General features: G+C 58.1%; 18 protein-coding genes and 2 pseudogenes. 13 read left to right on the forward strand and 7 right to left on the reverse strand.

Annotated features, from left to right (window positions below; translation table 11 throughout):
- Nucleotide 1: 1 nt before the first annotated feature.
- Complete coding sequence (locus V1288_RS32025) at nt 2-307, reverse strand: hypothetical protein (RefSeq protein WP_334360813.1); 306 nt, start codon at nt 305-307, stop codon at nt 2-4.
- 156 nt (nt 308-463) lie between these two features.
- Between V1288_RS32025 and V1288_RS32030 the strand changes: the two genes are divergently transcribed.
- Nucleotides 464-901 (forward strand): hypothetical protein, encoded by a 438-nt coding sequence (locus V1288_RS32030; RefSeq protein ID WP_334360814.1) that lies wholly within the window; start codon nt 464-466, stop codon nt 899-901.
- A gap of 164 nt (nt 902-1,065) precedes the next feature.
- Nucleotides 1,066-2,397: pseudogene (locus tag V1288_RS32035) on the forward strand (IS1182 family transposase); the annotation flags it as partial.
- A gap of 229 nt (nt 2,398-2,626) precedes the next feature.
- Here the strand turns inward: V1288_RS32035 and V1288_RS32040 are convergent.
- Together V1288_RS32040 and V1288_RS32045 are read right to left on the reverse strand one after the other, a co-directional pair.
- Nucleotides 2,627-3,196 (reverse strand): septal ring lytic transglycosylase RlpA family protein, encoded by a 570-nt coding sequence (locus tag V1288_RS32040; RefSeq protein ID WP_334360816.1) that lies wholly within the window; start codon nt 3,194-3,196, stop codon nt 2,627-2,629.
- A gap of 134 nt (nt 3,197-3,330) precedes the next feature.
- A complete protein-coding gene (locus tag V1288_RS32045) occupies nt 3,331-3,519 on the reverse strand; it encodes a hypothetical protein (RefSeq protein ID WP_334360817.1) in 189 nt (62 codons plus the stop codon).
- A 439-nt stretch (nt 3,520-3,958) separates the two neighbouring features.
- Between V1288_RS32045 and V1288_RS32050 the strand changes: the two genes are divergently transcribed.
- From V1288_RS32050 to V1288_RS32085, 7 genes and pseudogenes are all read left to right on the forward strand, one after another.
- Entirely contained in the window at nt 3,959-4,279 is a 321-nt protein-coding gene (locus V1288_RS32050; protein WP_334360818.1) for a hypothetical protein, read from the forward strand.
- Between the two features lie 189 nt (nt 4,280-4,468).
- On the forward strand, nt 4,469-4,876 hold the full coding sequence (locus tag V1288_RS34200; RefSeq protein ID WP_442893999.1) for a VOC family protein: 408 nt from the start codon (nt 4,469-4,471) through the stop codon (nt 4,874-4,876).
- 452 nt (nt 4,877-5,328) lie between these two features.
- Entirely contained in the window at nt 5,329-7,920 is a 2,592-nt protein-coding gene (locus V1288_RS32060) for an MASE1 domain-containing protein (protein ID WP_334361458.1), read from the forward strand.
- 108 nt (nt 7,921-8,028) lie between these two features.
- Nucleotides 8,029-8,344 (forward strand): annotated as a pseudogene (locus tag V1288_RS32065) (SOS response-associated peptidase family protein); the annotation flags it as partial.
- Between the two features lie 83 nt (nt 8,345-8,427).
- Nucleotides 8,428-8,667, forward strand: coding sequence for a PilZ domain-containing protein (locus V1288_RS32070; protein WP_334360820.1), 240 nt, complete (start codon nt 8,428-8,430; stop codon nt 8,665-8,667).
- Between the two features lie 491 nt (nt 8,668-9,158).
- On the forward strand, nt 9,159-9,509 hold the full coding sequence (locus V1288_RS32080; RefSeq protein ID WP_334360821.1) for a hypothetical protein: 351 nt from the start codon (nt 9,159-9,161) through the stop codon (nt 9,507-9,509).
- Nucleotides 9,506-9,697, forward strand: coding sequence for a hypothetical protein (locus V1288_RS32085; RefSeq protein ID WP_334360822.1), 192 nt, complete (start codon nt 9,506-9,508; stop codon nt 9,695-9,697). Before V1288_RS32080 ends, V1288_RS32085 begins: the two co-directional genes overlap by 4 nt.
- A gap of 300 nt (nt 9,698-9,997) precedes the next feature.
- Here the strand turns inward: V1288_RS32085 and V1288_RS32090 are convergent, their stop codons facing one another.
- A complete protein-coding gene (locus tag V1288_RS32090) occupies nt 9,998-11,278 on the reverse strand; it encodes an MFS transporter (RefSeq protein WP_334360823.1) in 1,281 nt (426 codons plus the stop codon).
- Nucleotides 11,279-11,347: 69 nt separating this feature from the next.
- Between V1288_RS32090 and V1288_RS32095 the strand changes: the two genes are divergently transcribed.
- The 3 genes from V1288_RS32095 to V1288_RS32105 all read left to right on the forward strand — a co-directional run bounded on the left by V1288_RS32095 (nt 11,348) and on the right by V1288_RS32105 (nt 13,557).
- Entirely contained in the window at nt 11,348-12,049 is a 702-nt protein-coding gene (locus V1288_RS32095) for a response regulator transcription factor (RefSeq protein WP_334360824.1), read from the forward strand.
- Nucleotides 12,050-12,445: 396 nt separating this feature from the next.
- The gene (locus tag V1288_RS32100) at nt 12,446-12,607 is read left to right on the forward strand and encodes a hypothetical protein (protein ID WP_334360825.1); all 162 of its coding nucleotides are present in this window, start codon (nt 12,446-12,448) and stop codon (nt 12,605-12,607) included.
- Nucleotides 12,608-12,684: 77 nt separating this feature from the next.
- The gene (locus V1288_RS32105; RefSeq protein ID WP_334360826.1) at nt 12,685-13,557 is read left to right on the forward strand and encodes a hypothetical protein; all 873 of its coding nucleotides are present in this window, start codon (nt 12,685-12,687) and stop codon (nt 13,555-13,557) included.
- 521 nt (nt 13,558-14,078) lie between these two features.
- On the opposite strand, the gene V1288_RS32110 is transcribed toward V1288_RS32105, so the two are convergent.
- From V1288_RS32110 to V1288_RS32120, 3 genes are all read right to left on the reverse strand, one after another.
- Entirely contained in the window at nt 14,079-15,104 is a 1,026-nt protein-coding gene (locus V1288_RS32110; RefSeq protein ID WP_334360827.1) for an IS110 family transposase, read from the reverse strand.
- A 146-nt stretch (nt 15,105-15,250) separates the two neighbouring features.
- Nucleotides 15,251-15,955, reverse strand: coding sequence for a DUF2270 domain-containing protein (locus V1288_RS32115; protein WP_334360828.1), 705 nt, complete (start codon nt 15,953-15,955; stop codon nt 15,251-15,253).
- A gap of 169 nt (nt 15,956-16,124) precedes the next feature.
- Nucleotides 16,125-16,304 carry an ABC transporter substrate binding protein gene (locus V1288_RS32120; protein WP_334361459.1) on the reverse strand — a complete coding sequence of 60 codons (180 nt, stop codon included), beginning with the start codon at nt 16,302-16,304 and terminating at the stop codon, nt 16,125-16,127.
- Nucleotides 16,305-16,823: 519 nt separating this feature from the next.
- On the opposite strand from V1288_RS32120, the gene V1288_RS32125 reads away from it, so the two are divergent.
- Nucleotides 16,824-17,093, forward strand: coding sequence for a hypothetical protein (locus V1288_RS32125; RefSeq protein WP_334360829.1), 270 nt, complete (start codon nt 16,824-16,826; stop codon nt 17,091-17,093).
- Nucleotides 17,094-17,159 lie beyond the last annotated feature (66 nt).

Consider the following 17,159-nt stretch of genomic DNA (forward strand, 5'->3'; position numbering starts at 1 on the left):
CCTATTCTTTTGGTGTGGCCTTGAGCACCAGCACTATATCCCGATCTTTCCTCGATGGCACGTCATCTGCCCGGCCATTGGGTTGACCTTCCGACCCTAATACCGCCGCGCGAGGTTCGACCCAACCCGTGAAATACCGCAAGGTTACGGCCGGCGGCGCGTTCACGGCTGCAATGTCCGCTGTTGGCCCTTCGCGTCGTTCGCTGCGCTGCTCGCCAATGACGGCAATTGAGGGCGAACCGGACTTCAATAAGGCATCGCGCAGCGGAACCCACCAACGAATCGTGATCGATCTTTGTTCGTTCAACAAGCGCCTCGCCAAAAAGAGGAGCTACTAACGAAACGGTCGGCCTGACATGGCGGCCAGCTTTTGACACACGCGTGCCGGACCTGCTCGTGGGGAACCGGTAGCGCCTTGCGATCGGAAAGGGACAAATCGGGTGCGACAGAATGCGAGACTAGCGTGACTTCTCAGTGGCAGTACCAGGTTAGGTTCGATCTGAACGATTCTGCCACGGCGGAATCGGTACGCCGAAAACTCCGTGTTCCGGCACTGGCGCCGCTGTTCGATATCCTCGCCGAGCATCGCGCTGCGCTGAAATGCCAGTTCGACGCCTTTGCGGAGTATCTCGCCGCAGCAGAAGAGCACGGCGTCGAAAACTATCCGCTCTACCAGTGGACGAAGGCGACGATCGAAAATCCGGCGAAGAAGGAAAAGTATTTGAGATCCTTTACAGTCTACATGGACGACCGGGAGGTCTATGCCAAGGAGATTGCTGACGCGCTGGAGGCGGACTTGCAGCCGCTCGCCACTAGCGGGCTCATCACGCGAGTATCCAAGTACGATACCAATCCCGCCAACAATCCTCAGCCGCCGCAGGGCCCCCGCGAGCGGAGCTAGCCCATCCGCGAGAGCGAACTGAATGCCCGCTCCTGGCACCTCTCAGACATGCCCGCCTATCGTGAGAATGTCCGTTCACCGGGGGATTGTGTTGCAAAACTCCCGTTGAGACGACTCGCGAACCGTGATTCCGTTGGTGGAGAGGGCACTAGCGGGAGCGGCGCATGATGGGGCGGCGGGAAGATGGACAAGGACAGTTTTTCTATTCGTTTGATCTCGACAAGGTGGTTCCGCCCGATCATCTGGTGCGGCAGATCGACGGTCTGCTCGATCTAAGCTGGGTGCACAAGGAGCTGGCGCCATATTACTCGCACACGGGGCGGCCCTCGATTGACCCGGTGCTGATGATCCGGATGCTGATCGTTGGCTACGTGTTTGCGCTCCGCTCGGAGCGCCGGCTATGCACTGAAGTCCAGGTCAACTTGGCCTACAGGTGGTTCTGCAAGCTCGGCATTGAGGACAGGATACCTGATCATTCTGTCTTCTCCCGTGCGCGGCATGAACGCTTCCGGGAGAGCGACGCTCTGCGTCGGGTCTTCGAGGGTGTCGTGGCAATGTGCATTGCGACCGGGCTGGTTGGGGGCGAAGCGTTCTCGATCGATGCGAGCCTGATCAAAGCGGATGTGGATAAGAAGCGGATGCCCGGCGACCAGCCGATCGCATGGCCGAAGATAGAGGAGGCATCTCATGCAGTTCGCGAGTACCTCGCCGCCCTCGATACCGCCCGCGGCGATGAGGACGGCAGTAGAGATGCTGGCGGTTCAGGCAAAGGCAGCGACCGACACAAGCCTCCAAAGGAAGTCTCGCTTACCGATCCGCAAGCGACGTGGGTTGCGAGGCCAGGCCTGGACCCATTCTTTGCCTATGATGCGAACTACCTGATCGACAACAAGGCCGGCATCATCATCGATGCGGTGGGCACTCGGGCGAACCGAGCCGTGGAGATTGCCATCACCCAGACCATGGTGGACCGTGTTGAACGCCGCTTCGATCTGCGGCCCCAGCGGCTCGCGGGCGACACGGTCTATGGCGCGGTCAGGCTGCTCAAATGGCTGGTGGATCGCAACATCGCACCGCACGTACCTGTGTGGGACAAGTCTGCACGTACAGATGGCACCTTCAGCCGGGCCGACTTCGTCTTCGATCAACAGCGTAACATCTATATTTGCCCAGGCGGTGCGGAACTGACCAGCACGGGCAATATCGATCAAGGCCACATCGTTTATTACAGGGCCAGCAAGAGCGACTGCTCGCAGTGTTCACTGAAGCCAAAGTGCACGACCGCGACTGCGCGCAAAATCACCCGCGACCTAAACGAAGCTGTGCGAGATCGTGTCCGCGCCTTGGCCGATACGGAAGCCTTCCAGCAGTCCCGCCGTGAGCGCAAGAAGGTCGAGATGCGATTTGCGCACATGAAGCGCATTCTCCGGCTTGATCGGTTCCGGCTGCGGGGGTTGAGCGGCGTCAGAGACGAAGTGCTACTGACAGCAACTGCATAAAACCTGAGGCGGCTGGCCAAGGTTCTCTGCCACGCCCCGCCAATTCTGCCACAGGCCAGTCTCGCATAACCGCCCCGTCAAGCGTCGATAGCATCAACAGGTCATACAAGGCCGCGGCGCGCTCTCTGGAGGTCGCTATCGAGGGACAACGCGCCCGCGGCGCATGCTCCTAATTCTTATTCCCTGCTGCGGCTACGAGAATCCCCTGTGGGATTTAGCAGACACATTAAATCACCTCAGCGCGAACGTGGACCACGCCACGGTCCGTAATCCCCAAGGTTCGCGCCGCGCCGAGCGAAAGGTCGAGCATGCGGCCGGGAACCCTCGGTCCGCGGTCGGTGATGATAACTATTACGGACTTGCTGGTCGCAAGATCGGTCACGCGGACTCTCGTGCCGAACGGCAGGCTGCGGTGGGCTGCAGTTGGCAAATTCCGGTTGAACGAGGAACCGCTCGCTGTTTTTCCCGTCCGATACGAATAGTATGAGGCCTTGCCGGAGAAGGCTCGCTTGAAGGATCGAATTTCTGAGCGATCTTCCGAACCACGCGTTGGCTCTGCTCCAGTTTGAGATTGCGTTTGCGGATCCGGCTTAATGTGTTCGTCGGCCTCGGGAGACTGCTCTGCCTTTGCCTTCGGAATGATGGACCATCTGTCTTCGAAGGTCTGTGCTGCAGCAGGGTTGACCTGTATCCCCGTCCACGCCGAGATCATCACAATCGCGATGCTTGAAAGAAGACGCATGATCGCCTCACAATCATATCGATAACGCAAAATCATCAGGGTGTGTTCCTGCACATGGAAGTTCCCGGTCCTCGCCGCCGGTAAAAGGGTCAACATGAGTGACAAACACCCATGCCGTGCGAGCACTGACAAGTTAATCAGGGCTGCCTTACCGGCGTGAATTGATTTTCGTTTGGTAGGAGAAGCCGCTAGATAATTTCCACGCCAGGATCGTTGCCTGGTACGACAAAATCCGGGTTTGCAGGTGACGGCGAAATACCGCGCTCAATGATGCCAGTGGCTACCAACCACTCGTTTGCATTGCCGCTTGCAATAATTACAAGCGCATCCTGGTTGGGAAGCGCCTGCAGTCGAACTATGAGCTCTTTGACGGTCATCGCGATTTCCCCTGACGACAGGCCTTGCAAGCCAGTCGAAAGAAATCGTCGCCTCGATCTCCATCTTATCGAGAAGAGACCGTCGTCCACCACATCAAGGTGCAAACTTGGCTTGTAAATTTCCGCGACGTAAGCCGGATCATTCCATCTGCCCAAACCTGGCGCCCCGTTCCGCCTCTTGCGCAAGCTTCAGCCAATCCTCGGCAAGTTTTGGCGCTCGCTATTGCTGGAACATCAGCGCAGGGTCGGCCATCACCGCATTTCCCACGGCATCCACCGGTGACTGAGGGCCGCGCGCGCTCCCGCCGCAAAGCGCAGGAGCATTCCTTTGCGGCAATTTCGCCTGGCCGAGTGGATCGTACCGCCCGTCATCATCCCGCTGCTGCTTGCGATCGTGGTCATCGCGGTGGCCGGCCTCCATGCCTAAACTGAAATTACCTTGGTCAGTGGAAACCATGAAGGGGCCCGCGAAAATCTCGGCCGCGTCACGGCGGCGGCCGCGCTGAAGAAGACCAGGCAGTTCGTGCAAGAAAGGGGCTACATCGACGTGAGGATCTGCACCCCGCGCGGGCAGGTCCTGTTGTCAGACGAATTCAATCATCTCGAAAAACAGGAGGAGACTGCCATGGCCAAAAGCCAGCAACGAGGCAACCGCGAAGCCAAGAAGCCCAAGAAAGAAAAGGTCAAGGTCATCGCCGCGGCGCCCAGCCAAAAGACCGCGACCTGGCAGCCGAGCTTCATGCCAGGGAGGAAGAAATAGCTCCGGTTGAACCGGTCAATCTCTCATCGATCGGATGCTATTGGCACAAACCGGCTATTGGAGGCTGGGCAGAGCATGTCCGCTCTGCCCGGGTATTTCAGACATCAACTTGTTCCGCTATTGCCAAGCCGGAGGTAGGACATGCAGTTGCTCAACGACATACATCACCTGACGTTTATCACCGCCGACATGAACCGATTGATCTGTTTCTACGAACGTATCTTCGGAGCGCGCGTCACGGTCGATCTCGAGGAGGAGGGGCTGCGCCACGCCTTCATCGAAGTAGGTCCGCACACTGTCCTTCACCCATTTCAGGTCCCTGGAATTGAACCTCCTGGCCACCAGCCCATGTTCAAGCGCGGGCGCCTCGACCACTTTGCGCTCAATGCCGCAAGCGAGGAAGCGTTCCGGGAAGTACGGCGGCGCCTCGTTGCCGAGGGCGTAAGCGATGGAGCCGTTACAGACATGGGCTCGCTCCTCCTTCTTAGCTTCACTGACCCCGACGGAGGCGGCCACGAGGTAGTTTGGGCCAAGCCTGGTGTCCCTGTCGCGCAAGGGCTCAAGCGCTCCGAGTGGACGAAAGTCCAGCTGGATTAACATGCATGCAAGATGTGTCCCCCTGGGTCCATATGACTGCCAAGGCATTGTCTCTTAATGGCACCTTTGAGACATGGCGACCGGCCCTGACGACGTCCGTTTCCAAAGGAAGACCGGAAGTAGTCGGCCGCGACCAAAACGACGCGATTGACCCAAAGCTGTCATTAGAGCGACAGCGAAAGCTGATCCCTTTGCATCAGCTTAGAAAATGATTGCTGATGATCTCGCCGACGCGCGGCCGCTATTAGGTCAATGGTGTTGTCCGAGGCCACGAGTTCCTTGCCAAGCGGCCCTGCACACACCATCGTGCGGCCATGCTTTGGTCAAATCTGCATTGCGTGTTTGGCGGGTACGTTGACGTAGTGGAAATGCGACCGCCCCCTTTCGGGTGACATTGGACGGCGGCCTAGGTCCCCACCGCATTTTTGAGGTCCCCACCGCAAAGGCTCGTGATGGAAAGGGCAAGGTTTGGTCTAGCCAAGGTTTTCGCTTTTGGCAGCGCTCGGAGTGCTGGAACTTACCTGGTTGAGCTTTTAATAGTCGCCGCGATTTACATTGGCTTTGCCGAGTCGGCACGTTTACTGCCTGCGATTGGTCCGGCCGCGACACCGTTGTGGCCACCAACCGGGTTCGCGCTCGCGCTCGTCCTGCTGCGCGGATATCGCATTTGGCCCGCGATTTTAGTGGGGTCCGTTTCTCACCTCATGGCCAGCCAATCAGTCTTGGAGTTTGGCTCCGTCGGGATCGGTACTCTCCTCGCTGCGGTTGCAGGGACATGGCTGATCAATCGCTGGTCCAACGGACACCAGACGTTTGGTGCCCCCTCTACTGTGGCAAAGTTTGCAATCATTTCCTTTGCGCCGACCACGATGATTAGCTCAACCGTCGTCTTTGCAGGATTCATTCTCGCCAATAAACTAAGTCTTTCCGATTCTTTCGTCACCTGGTTAACCTGGTGGCTTGCAGATGCGGCTGGGACCTTAGTGATTGCTCCGGTCATCGTGCTCTGGGCGACGATGCCTTTGCGTAGGTCTTCCAAATGGCATCTGTTGGAATCGGTCGCGGTCTCCATTCTCGTGAGCACCATCGGGATCGTCGCTTACAGCCCACTCATCGGCAGCGACCTCATAAGCGATGACCTCAACGTGCTGCTGCCGTACCGGAGCCTTCTTGGCTTTCTGGTTTTACTACCGTTGATGTGGGCTGGTTTTCGCGGCAGTCGATGCAATGCCGCTACGTCCGCGCTCCTTTTCTTCGGAATGGCCGTGTGGGGTTTCTCGGTGGGCAACGATCCATTTCCGAAAACGGATCTGAATGGAGCCCTGTTATCGCTACTCGTGCTTTCGATCAGCGTATCAGTGGCACCTCTTGCTTTAGCTGCAGCAATTGCGACACGCCAAAACACCGAAGCCAATTTGCTTTCGATGCAGGAACAATTGAACAGTCAGATTGATCGAAAAAATGTGGCGCTCGACAGCATTAGACGTCACTTCCAAACGCTGATCGAAGGTGTTGTCGACTATGCAATTTTTGCGCTCGATAAAGAAGGGCATGTTACAAGTTGGAATAGCTCCGCACAAAAAATCATGGGGTACGTCCCGGAAGAAATTATCGGCAAGCATTTTGGGATATTTTATCGACCGGATGAGCGCCGTGCTGGCTCTCCAAACCGTGCATTAGAGTTGGCAATCCAAAGAGGCAAGCACGAAGTTGAGGGTTGGCGTATCAGAAAAAATGGCACGCCGTTCTTCATCACCGGCTCGGTCTTTTCGAGTTGTGACAACGCAGGAAATCTGATCGGTTTTATCAATATACTCCGGGACGCAACCGAGCGACGCGACGCGGAGGAGAAACTGGTCCAGGCACGCGAGCAGCTCGCGATGTCGCAGAAAATGGAGGCAATCGGTAAACTGACTGGCGGGATTGCACACGACTTCAACAATCTATTGATGATCATTGGAGGTAGCGCTCAGATCTTTGCACGCCTACTTGATCCGAAATTGCCAAAAGCAATCGAAGCCATACAGACCGCGGCCAAACGTGGAGAAAGTCTCACGCGCCAATTGCTGACATTCTCTCGTCATCAGCATCTTAGCCCGACGGTCGTTGATTTGAATGCTTCCATAAAAAACATGCGGACCATGATCGAAAGTTCGCTGCGCGGGAATATTGTGTACAACCAAAATATTGGTGAGGATGTTTGGCCGATTAAGGTGGACCTCGCCGAACTAGAACTAGCGATTGTCAATATCGCCGTTAATGCTCGCGACGCAATGCCGGACGGCGGTACGTTCACGCTATCCGTCAACGAGGTGACAGTAGATCATGAAATCGGCGATAATCGCCTCGGAGGAGCCTTCTTTGCGATAGCGTTTAGCGATACGGGCACTGGTATTCCGCCAAATCTTCTGTCCAGGATGTTCGATCCATTCTTCACAACCAAAGAGGTTGGTAAGGGAACCGGGCTCGGTTTGTCGCAGGTTTATGGTTTTGCACACCAGGCCGGCGGAACGGTGACGGCCGACAGCAAGGTCGGACAAGGAACAACGATTACGGTGTACTTGCCTTATTGTGCGGACGAGCAGATCACCTGCAACTCAGCTAAAACAAAAGCACGGTATTCGCAACGGCAGACGGTTCTCGTTGTCGACGACAGCGCTGAGGTGGCGGAAGTAACATCCTCGCTGTTCGAGCACCTGGGCTATGAGACTATCTATCGAGATTCGGCCGAAGCGGCGCTAAAACTGCTTGAAGCCGGTACGAAGATCGATCTCGTCTTCAGCGATATCGTCATGCCCGGGACCATCGACGGCGTCGGGCTCGCGAGAGAAATCCGATCGCGGTACCCCAATTTGCCTGTGGCCCTTACGACGGGTTACAGCGATGCGGCAAAAGCAGCTGCCCCAAATTTAAGAATACTGCGTAAGCCGTTCGATACCGAGGCACTAAGAGATTTTATCCAGGACGTTACGCCTCCGAGATTAATGAAATCGTCCGGCTTGCCACTGGCGTCAGGCACGGCTGAGGCTTTGCGCAGAAGTTGACCAGCCCCGCCGTTGAGGGCAAGCCGCGTCGACTTCCGCTTTTGGGCACAAGACGGACATCCAACGCGCAGCCGCGAATGTCTGTTGCCGAAGGTAAACCGGACCTAAGACGTCGTTTGGTTCGCGCTGAATGAGGATCGGCCGCTTTTCGCCTTCGCCGGCATCTGGACCGAGTTCAAGGGCGGTCGTGGCACCGATCCCCGGGCCGCACCTCGTCTACGGGTTCTTGACGACCTCGCCAAACGCGATCGTCGAGCCGATCCATCCGAAGGCGATGCCCGTGATCCTGACGACCGATGAAGAACGCGAGGTCTGGATGCGAGCGCCATGGGACGAAGCGAGGGCACTGCAAAGACCGCTACCGGACGATGGATTGATGATTGTTCGGCGGGGCGGGCGCCAATTTGAACCCCGTTCGCCGTAAATATACGCACAAAGGTTCCGCGCGTAGTAACCATTTAACACGTTCCCGCTATCAGAGGCGGTATTTGAATTAGGGATATTACAGTGGTCGAAACTCGGGTTGCGCCGCGCATTCGGGTCATGAAAGCTGCCAAGATCGATTATGGCGGCGACAAGTATCCCTGCGTTGTCCGCGATATATCAAGCACCGGCGCAGCGCTAGAGTTTTCCGATTTGATCCGCATTCCCGACGAGTTCACACTCATCGTGCCGGATGACCGATTGAAACTTTCGTGTCGCGTTGTATGGCGCAGAGATTATCGCGTCGGAGTGCGATTTGAATAATTGAGCTTAGGTTGAGGTAGGGAACGCTTTGGCGACGTGTGGATGCGCGCGCCGTGGGATGAAGCTTGGGCGCTGCAACGGCCGCTGCCGAACGAAGCGATGAAGGTAGTGGCACGCGGCGCCGAGGACATTGCCAGCGCCGCATGATCGATGGGTTTGCCTGTGGACCAGAATGCGACGTCTCTCGTCACCAGACCGGAGATGCGGTTTTGCGGTCATAACGGTCATCCAAACGTGATCGAGCGCTTCCCGGAGGTTTCCCATGAAGCATCCGATCATATCTGCAATTGCAGTCGTTGCGTTCTCACTACTGCAACCACCATGCTGTCGTCGTACTCACCGTCGACCGAGCGTCATGCCGCCGGTACGGTCATAGGTCATTGCAAGAATTTCCACAGCCTGGCCGGGACAAAAGCTTCCGAGCTAATGCCTTACTAAGCGCGAAGAACACGCTGAAACGAACACCAGGTGCTGGATGCGCGCGCCGTAGCATGAAACGAAAGCGGACGTTGCCTGATGATGCGTTGAAGAGCCGACAACGAGGACAAGGCCGCCGCGTGACCGATCGCGGCTGGCAGCGCGATTTCGACGACCCGATCCAGTTACCCGACGGGCGAACGCTGGTCACGTTGCATGACGCGGCAACCTACATCACGGACGCCGCAGAGCCGGAATGGCAGGCCGCGATTGCGGCGTTGATGTTGGTGGTCGAACTGGGAGGCCCGACGATGTTTGCCCGGATCGGCGTCATGAAAGCATTGAACCGCGGCCACGTTCGCGAGTTTAACCCATCTCGCAAGGAACCCCACTGGGGACGCCGCAAGCTGGCGCGAGATCGATGAAAACGGTCTGGATTTACGTCGATACAAAGAAACAGGTCGGCGACCGTGACCATCTCAAGGTGTTTGCAAACTCGGACCTTGCCGATGGGTGGTTCGTGGTGAACGATCCCGAAGGCGTCGTCTTTGAGTACGAGGTCATAGGCGTTGCAGATGACGAAACCGGGTCGGGACGTCAACGGCATCGCTAGGACAGAGGCCGACCACCACATGAAATGCCCGGCGTGCGGGCAATGGTTCGACATGTGCGATCTCGGTCAGGGCTCGGGGAAATCGAATTGGTAAAATAGCAGATATGTGCGCCGATGCCCGGCTATGGCCATGTCCGAAATGGGTTAAAGTGCCGTTTTGACCGTCTCGCGATCACTTCCGGTCTACCCCGGTAAGCAGACATTTTCTAAGTCCGTCAGCATGTCTCAAAAGTGCCAGGAGCGGAAATGCTTGGGAACGTGCAAAACTCCAGGGCCAAGGCGAATGTCATTCCGGCGTTCCTAAGGCAAGGTCCTGTGTCGGCGCTGCGACAGTCGTAGCAACGCCAAAGCGGCCATCGCCGCAAACTCCAAGCCGCCAGCAAAGAGCAAGGGCGCGCCGAGCGCGCCGCTGACGTCACGGAGAATACCCCCGACTGGTATCAGCAACGCCATCCCGGCGTAGTACCACGTAAAAAATACTCCCATTCCGGCGGCCCGATTTGGCGGGCGCAGCACCTCTGCCGGTAGCACCATCATGGCGCCCGCAGGCAGACCAGCCACAGCCCCAACGAATATCATGAGTGCGAGCGAGGGCGCCATCGGCACGAGCAAGGTGCCGAGTCCTAACGCGGCCAAGCTCATCATCATCACCATCGTTGAGTGGCCAATTCGATCAATCAGAACACCCCCCAGCGGGATCGTAACGACCAAGGTCCAGGAGACCAGACTGATCTCGAAGCCGGCGTCCTGCTGAGATAGCCCGTTTGACATCAGCAGGGCTGGCCCGAAGCTGACGACCAGGATGTAGCCGACATTGAACAGCATCCACACGCCGCCGGCCAGCGACACCAAGCCGAGCTCGCGCGGTGACAAGCCCAGGCGCTCCTCTTTGCTTGACGGCGGGGGTGCAACTGCGACTGGAGGAACGCGGTAGATCGCTGCAATGAGCATCAGCACCAGAGCGGCAACCGCTGCTGTGCTCGCAAGCGCCGCCGCAAAAGAGGTTTGGGCAGCGAGCCACGGCAAGATGACCAACGCGAGAGCGATGCCGATCGGCCAGCTGCTGACAAGGAGAGCCAATGCAGTGCCGATCTCACGACCGACGAACCAATCCGTTGTCATTTTGGTCAACAACACGTTGAGCAGCACCGCACCGACCCCGCTGGTCAAACGTCCGGCAAGCACCGTCGGGTAGTCCTCGGTCGCGGTCAGCAGGCCGCCGGCGACCATGAGCATCACGCCGATCAGCGCGATGCGTTTGTCGCCAAAATACTGACCGAGCAACCCCCCAGGATACGCAATGACGATACCGGGAAGAAGATAGAGTCCGATCAGCAATCCGAGCTGGGCGTAATCAATCCCGAAATCGGCGACGACGAACGAGGAAAGCGCAGCAACCGCCTGAAATTGGAACGCCATCGCGGTTCGCGCGAGGAACAGAACAGCCAGGATCAGCCACCGCTCGCCGACATTCGATCGAATTCTGTCGCTGTAGCGCATGGCATCACCACCATCGACCGCGTGCAAATTCGGCGTAGGATCGTAGCCGCTCCAGCCGTATCGCCGGAAGAGCCAATTCACGGCCTCGCCGAGGGCATGGGAGCCCCGGGCCACAGAACGACCACTGCCCAACTAGAGGAAGCGAATGTCATGCCGGATGCCGAAACTTGCAAGATCCTTATCGCGGGGAACTGTATTTTCCGGAGAGGCGTCGCGAGCATCGTCCGCGATGTTGTCCCGGCCGCATCGGTCGCGGAGGCCTTTTGTTTTGCCGATGCAAGAGCGCGACTCAATCGCGGCGAGTTCTTCGCTGCCATCTTCGATATCGATGCAGACGACCTTAATGGACCTATCAGCTTTCGAACGCTTCGCGTCGCTTGTCCCCACCTTATCGTGGGAGTGTTGTCGCGTACCGCAAGTGCCGGTGACATCCTCAGCTACCTGGCCGCAGGCGTAACCGGTTATATTCTCGAAAAGTCCGACCAAACGGAAGTCGAGCGCGCCGTCCGAGGAATCCTCAACGGGGCGATCTATATACCGCCAAACGTAATCGAGCCTACGGCCTGCAAGCCAGAGTTTGCGCTACCTGCACTGCGTCGAAACTGGTGCCGTTTGACGCCGAGGCAAAATGGGGTGCTCAGATTGTTGCTGAAGGGCTATTCCAACAAGGAAATCGCGCGACAGCTCAACTTGTCTCCGCACACGGTCAAAATTCACGTTAGTGCACTGCTGCGCTGTTTTGCAGTACAAAAGCGGTCTAGCCTTGCAGTGGCGACGGCCGCTCTGCGCGCCGAAGGAATCGGCCATTGCAGTCCGCTCGGCTCCTCGCAGATGCTGCAGATCAGCGTATGAACGGCGGCCCTGCGGCGGACTAGCTCTCCTTTATGGAGAACTAGTCCTTCTCCGTAATTGATCTGAGTGGACGATGAGATCAATTTGCCAGTGCTGCTGCTTTTGGTCGGGCGTTTGTCCACTTCCCGCCAACGTTCAGGGCAGCAGCGACTGATAATCCACCACAACGGAAGGAAAACGGCATGCGTATCACGGAACAAGGCGACCAAAATTCGAAGAAAGAACCTGGCGACCAAGTGGTATCGAAGGCGCCGCGGACGAGGGGCCTCAACGCTCTCCTCGAAACGGTTCGCCAGAAGATGGCGTACACGATTCGTGGAATATGATCGAAGCCGGTTTTCTCGCCAGCTTTGGTTCCTACTCCATGAAGTATCTTATACGAAAGGAGGCACGAACATGCGCGTCATGGAACGAGGCGGCCGATACAGCAAAGAAACCAACTACCAAGTGGTGCCGAAAGCGCTGAGAACGACGAGCTTCGTGCCGCCGACGGCGGGCGTCAATGCTCTCCTCGAAACGGCGCGCCGGAAGAAAGCGTATGCGATTCGCGGAATATGATCGAAGCCGGTTTTCTCGCCGGCTTTGGTTTCAACTCCGATTAGGCAAGCCACCTCGAGTCTGGAAGGAATACAATGATGCATCCGGTCACTGAATGGGTTCGTATCGCCGGCGAAACGGCGATCATTGCGCGAGAGTCGGGCGAGGTCTGGTTTCATGCGCTGGACGGCCGCGAAGCGGGCGCTGCTTTCGCTGAACGCATGACCGGCGGGGGCGCGCCGGTCAGCACGACGGGATTGCTCGATGGGGCGATCAGCCTTGCATTCGAGCAGACGGACAGCCGGTTCGAGCAGACAGACAGCCGGCCCGCCGCCCAAGAAAGCCCGAACCTGCTTCGCTACATCTACGCCCTGGCAGGGGCCTACCACACGGCCAAGGATACGCCGCGCAATTTGTTGCGGGCCGCCGAGCGCTTTAAGGAAATCGGGCGACCGGAGGTCACTGCGTATCTCGAGATGCGCGCGCTGGAGGAAAGCGGTCACGAGCGGCTGGCGCTTAAGGACCTCCGTGCGCTGGGACTGCCCGCCGAGCGGATCGTTGCGAACCTCGTGCCGGCCGGCATCAAACCACTGTGCGATCTGTTCGACCGTTTTTGCTTCGAGGATTATCCGATCGAGTGCGTCGGCTTCTCCTATTGTTCGGAGCGGATCGCCGCCCTCAAGCCGAAGGCTGAAGTCGATGCCGTGCAATCGCTGTTTCCGGACGGTGTCGATGCAACGCGCTTCTTGAGAAGCCACAGCAGCCTCGGCAGCGAGGTCTCCCACGTGGAGGAGACGATCGAGTTCGTGGCGAGCCTGCCGGCCGAAGATCGCATCAGCGTCGTGCAAGCGACCTACGAGACCGCCTTGCTGATGGCCTCAGGGCGCCGGCTCGAGAGCAGCAAATCGGAAGCCGAGATTCGTGAGGAGCTCGAGGAAGCCGCGGGAGCCGCACTGCTCAAATTCAAGTAATCGCGGCACGTACGCGAGGCCCTGACAGCGGGCGTGAACTGAGGCGCTCCGCTGCCGGGTGGGCTCGTCTTTAACGATGGACGCAAATTCGATCACCCTAACGCGTTACCGTGCTCCATCTATCACTCAGTCCTGAACGGCAGCTAAGGATCAATCGCGTCGGTTTGGCCGGACCACGGCGACTTCCGGTCTACCCTGGTGAACGGACATCCTCAGGATAGGCGGGGATGTCTCAAAGGTGCCATGTATGGACGGCGCCCGCGGCGCAAGAGGAATCTGACGTTTCAGCGAAGCGTTCGGGTGCAGCCATGTATCCGGCCTTTGAATGCAGCCACTTTGGCCGCTGGCCTTGATGTGATCCGCTGATCGGGTCCCAAACAAAAGCACGCGTTCTTTCCTCGCGTGGCACCTTACGGGTTTTCCCAATCGACGGTCTCGACCGTTTCGCATCAATGTCGTCTTCACCCCTGCAGTTCGTGAACGCACGGACGCAACCTCATCCTCCCATTGCCGAGCCCTTGTTAGACTGCCACAAGTTGGGGTGCCCGGTAGGTCCCACCCCTGGCCAGCAATGCCCAGGCGATCCGCGCCATCTTATTGGCCAGCGCGACGGCGACGACCTTGAACGGTCGCCGAGCGAGAAGCTGAGTGAGCCAGGGATACTTCTCCGGCTGCTGGCGCGCACGCCGCAAGACAGAATGGGCTCCGACAATAAGAATACGCCTGAGGTATTGGTCACCCTGTTTCGAGATCGGCCCGAGCTTCTGTTTGCCGCCGGTCGAATCCTGCCGCGGCACGATCCCGATCCAGGCCGCAAAATCACGACCCGACCGGAAGGCCTTCGGGTCCGTGACGACGGCGGTGATGGTCGTCGCGCCTACGACGCCGATACCGGGGATGGTCTCGAGCCGCTTACTTGCCTCGTTCGAGCGATGCTGCGCAACGATCCGTTTCTCGATCGATCCGATCATCGTCTGCACAGCCTGAAGCTGCGCCGCTAGTACGGTTAGGCTGGCGTGGGCGTCGATCGGCAAGCGCGAACTCTCATCCTGTGCGACGATCGCCAACAACTCTTTGATCCCTTCGCGCCCCTGTGCAGCCGTAACGCCGAACTCGGCCAAATGCGCCCGTAATGCATTGATCAACTGGGTGCGTTGGCGCATCAGCAGGTCGCGTGCTCGATGCAGCATCAACTGGCCCTGCTGCTCGGCCGACTTAATCCGCACGAAACGCATGGTCGGGCGCCGCACCGCCTCACAGATTGCCTCCGCGTCGGCGGCATCGTTCTTATTGCGCTTGACGTAAGCCTTCACATCCTTCGCTGGCATCAGACGGACCTCGTGGCCCAGCTTCGTCAACTCGCGCGCCCAATGGTGCGACGTGGCACAGGCCTCCATGCCGACCAGGCACGGCGCCAGAGCTTCGAAGAACGCTATAATCTGGCCGCGGCGAAGTTGCTTTCTGACGATGACCTTCTCGGCCGCGTCAATGCCGTGAACCTGGAACACGTTCTTGGCGATATCCAAACCGATCGTGGTAATTTGCATGTGGACGGCTCCCCTCATGTGATTCGTCTTCGACGAACCACCCTATGGCACTGCGATGCCGGGAGCGGGCGCCGTCCACCACATCAATTGCGGACTAATGCACGATGAGCGCAGCGGTGTCGCCAGCAGCACTTGCGTGATTACCCCTATCCTCGTGCAAGATCGAGCAGCCGATCCCTCTCGGGAGTCTGCGGCCGCGCGCGCCCTGCGCCCCTTCGGCTTCTATATGTGGCAATCGCAATTGCGATCCATGTTGCGTGGAAAGCGAGTCCGGCCAGCAGGACGAATTGACCAGGAATGGGCCCAATAGCTGCTCGCAGCCAGAACTCCTGCACCGAGGCGACCGGCGCCGGATGGATCAGCAGTTTACCGACGTACGCGGTCACCTGGATCGCGAAAATCCAGCTGTAGTTGTTGCGAAGCCTGCGGCCCACTGCCTCAGCGTAGGTAATATGAAGGTTAGGGGCTCGGTAATCCTGATAGAGAATCTCGTTCCAGCCATTCTCGACCTGAACGCCCTCGCCGCGGAGAATTGGCCCAAAGAATTGGACTTCGAGGACATGCGCGCGCATGCGCCAAAAATCAAAGAAGCGGTAACGCCGCGCCTCGATGAATAAGAAGGTAGCAACCAAGAGCCCCACGAGCACCAGCGGCAGAGGGGACGCGGATTCGCTGCTAAACGTGAGTGACAGTGCGATACCGGTTGTAAGGACCGCCCAATTGGTCGTTGCATCGAGGCGTGTACGCCAGACCGTGCTACGGTACAGCTCGCCGCGATAGAGGTGCGACAACGCGGTGATATCAGCTGGGTCGAATGCAGATTGCTTACCTTCGATATGGGTTTCACTCATCGTTTTGATCCCTTGCGCGTTTATGTCATTCACGACCCCAACACATGATGCTGCTTGGCGATGTTCTATTATGTCCACCTGTTGTCACGGCCCAAGGAAAAAAGCGGCCCTTTGGGTGTGTTGTTTACGGTGCAAGGAACGGACTCAGGCACCGCAGCAATTATCGTCGCTATTGGATCACCTCGTCGGCGCGGCCGAGCAGCGTAATTGGAATGTCGAGGCCGAGAGCCTTAGCGGTCTTGAGGTTGATTTTCAGGGTAATGTCCATCGCCTGCTCGAAGGGAAGCTCCGCCGGACGCGCCCCTTTGAGGATGCGATCAACATAGCCCGCGGCGCGTCGCCAAGGCAGTGAACTCGTTCATAGCCATTTTGCGTCATCCGGTACATAACGCAGGCGCAGAGGGCACACGCTATGACCCAACCTGCGAAACGCATACCCACATGGCTGACGATTGACGTTGGTGATCGTCATATCGCTGGCGATTATCGGGATAGGGATAGGGACTGCTCCCTAGCCACGGGCCGATCGCCCGAACGCTAAGACAACGTATCGGGCTTGCAACCGCGTCAAGGATCGGTTCTGACAGCGGCCAACAGCTATTACCAAAATTGGTACATCCAGACTGCTGGCTTTCCGAACGGTTCAGTTTCTATAACATCGCAAACCAGAGGAGCTCTCTTGTGTGCGCGCTCCGGCGAGAAAACCGCGTTGGCTCAATCCAGCCCCCTGTACCGCAGCCAAGGGCATGTATCTCGTCGGGGTGCGCAAGCAAGAATTGCCTGGCGCAACGCTCCTCGGGACGCTGTGGATGTAACACCTGGAAGCGAACGGCGGTGAACATGCGTGGTCGTTTTACGGATTAGTCGAGTGTTTGATCTATCAAGTACCAAACGCCGCTGCCCGGGTTGCATCGGCTGCGAACAGACCGCCGCCAAACGCGACGGGCGGCCAAAAAACGCCTCGGCGGACACGGGGCTTTCCAATGTGGACATTTCTTACGATCAATCCTCGCGCTGGCAGAAACTCGCGGCCGTACCCGAGGAAATTTTCGAGCGCCAAGTGCAAGACAAAAGCCACATGCCGACCACGGCCGGCCTGATCCGCGCTGCTGCCGAGCGAGGCCATGTTGGTGCCTAACCACATAGCTCCGGCTTTGCCGCAACCCTGCGCCGTCCAGTCGCCTCCGGTTCGATATCTCCGGGG

It is taken from the genome of Bradyrhizobium sp. AZCC 2176 (assembly GCF_036924645.1).
Taxonomy (GTDB): domain Bacteria; phylum Pseudomonadota; class Alphaproteobacteria; order Rhizobiales; family Xanthobacteraceae; genus Bradyrhizobium.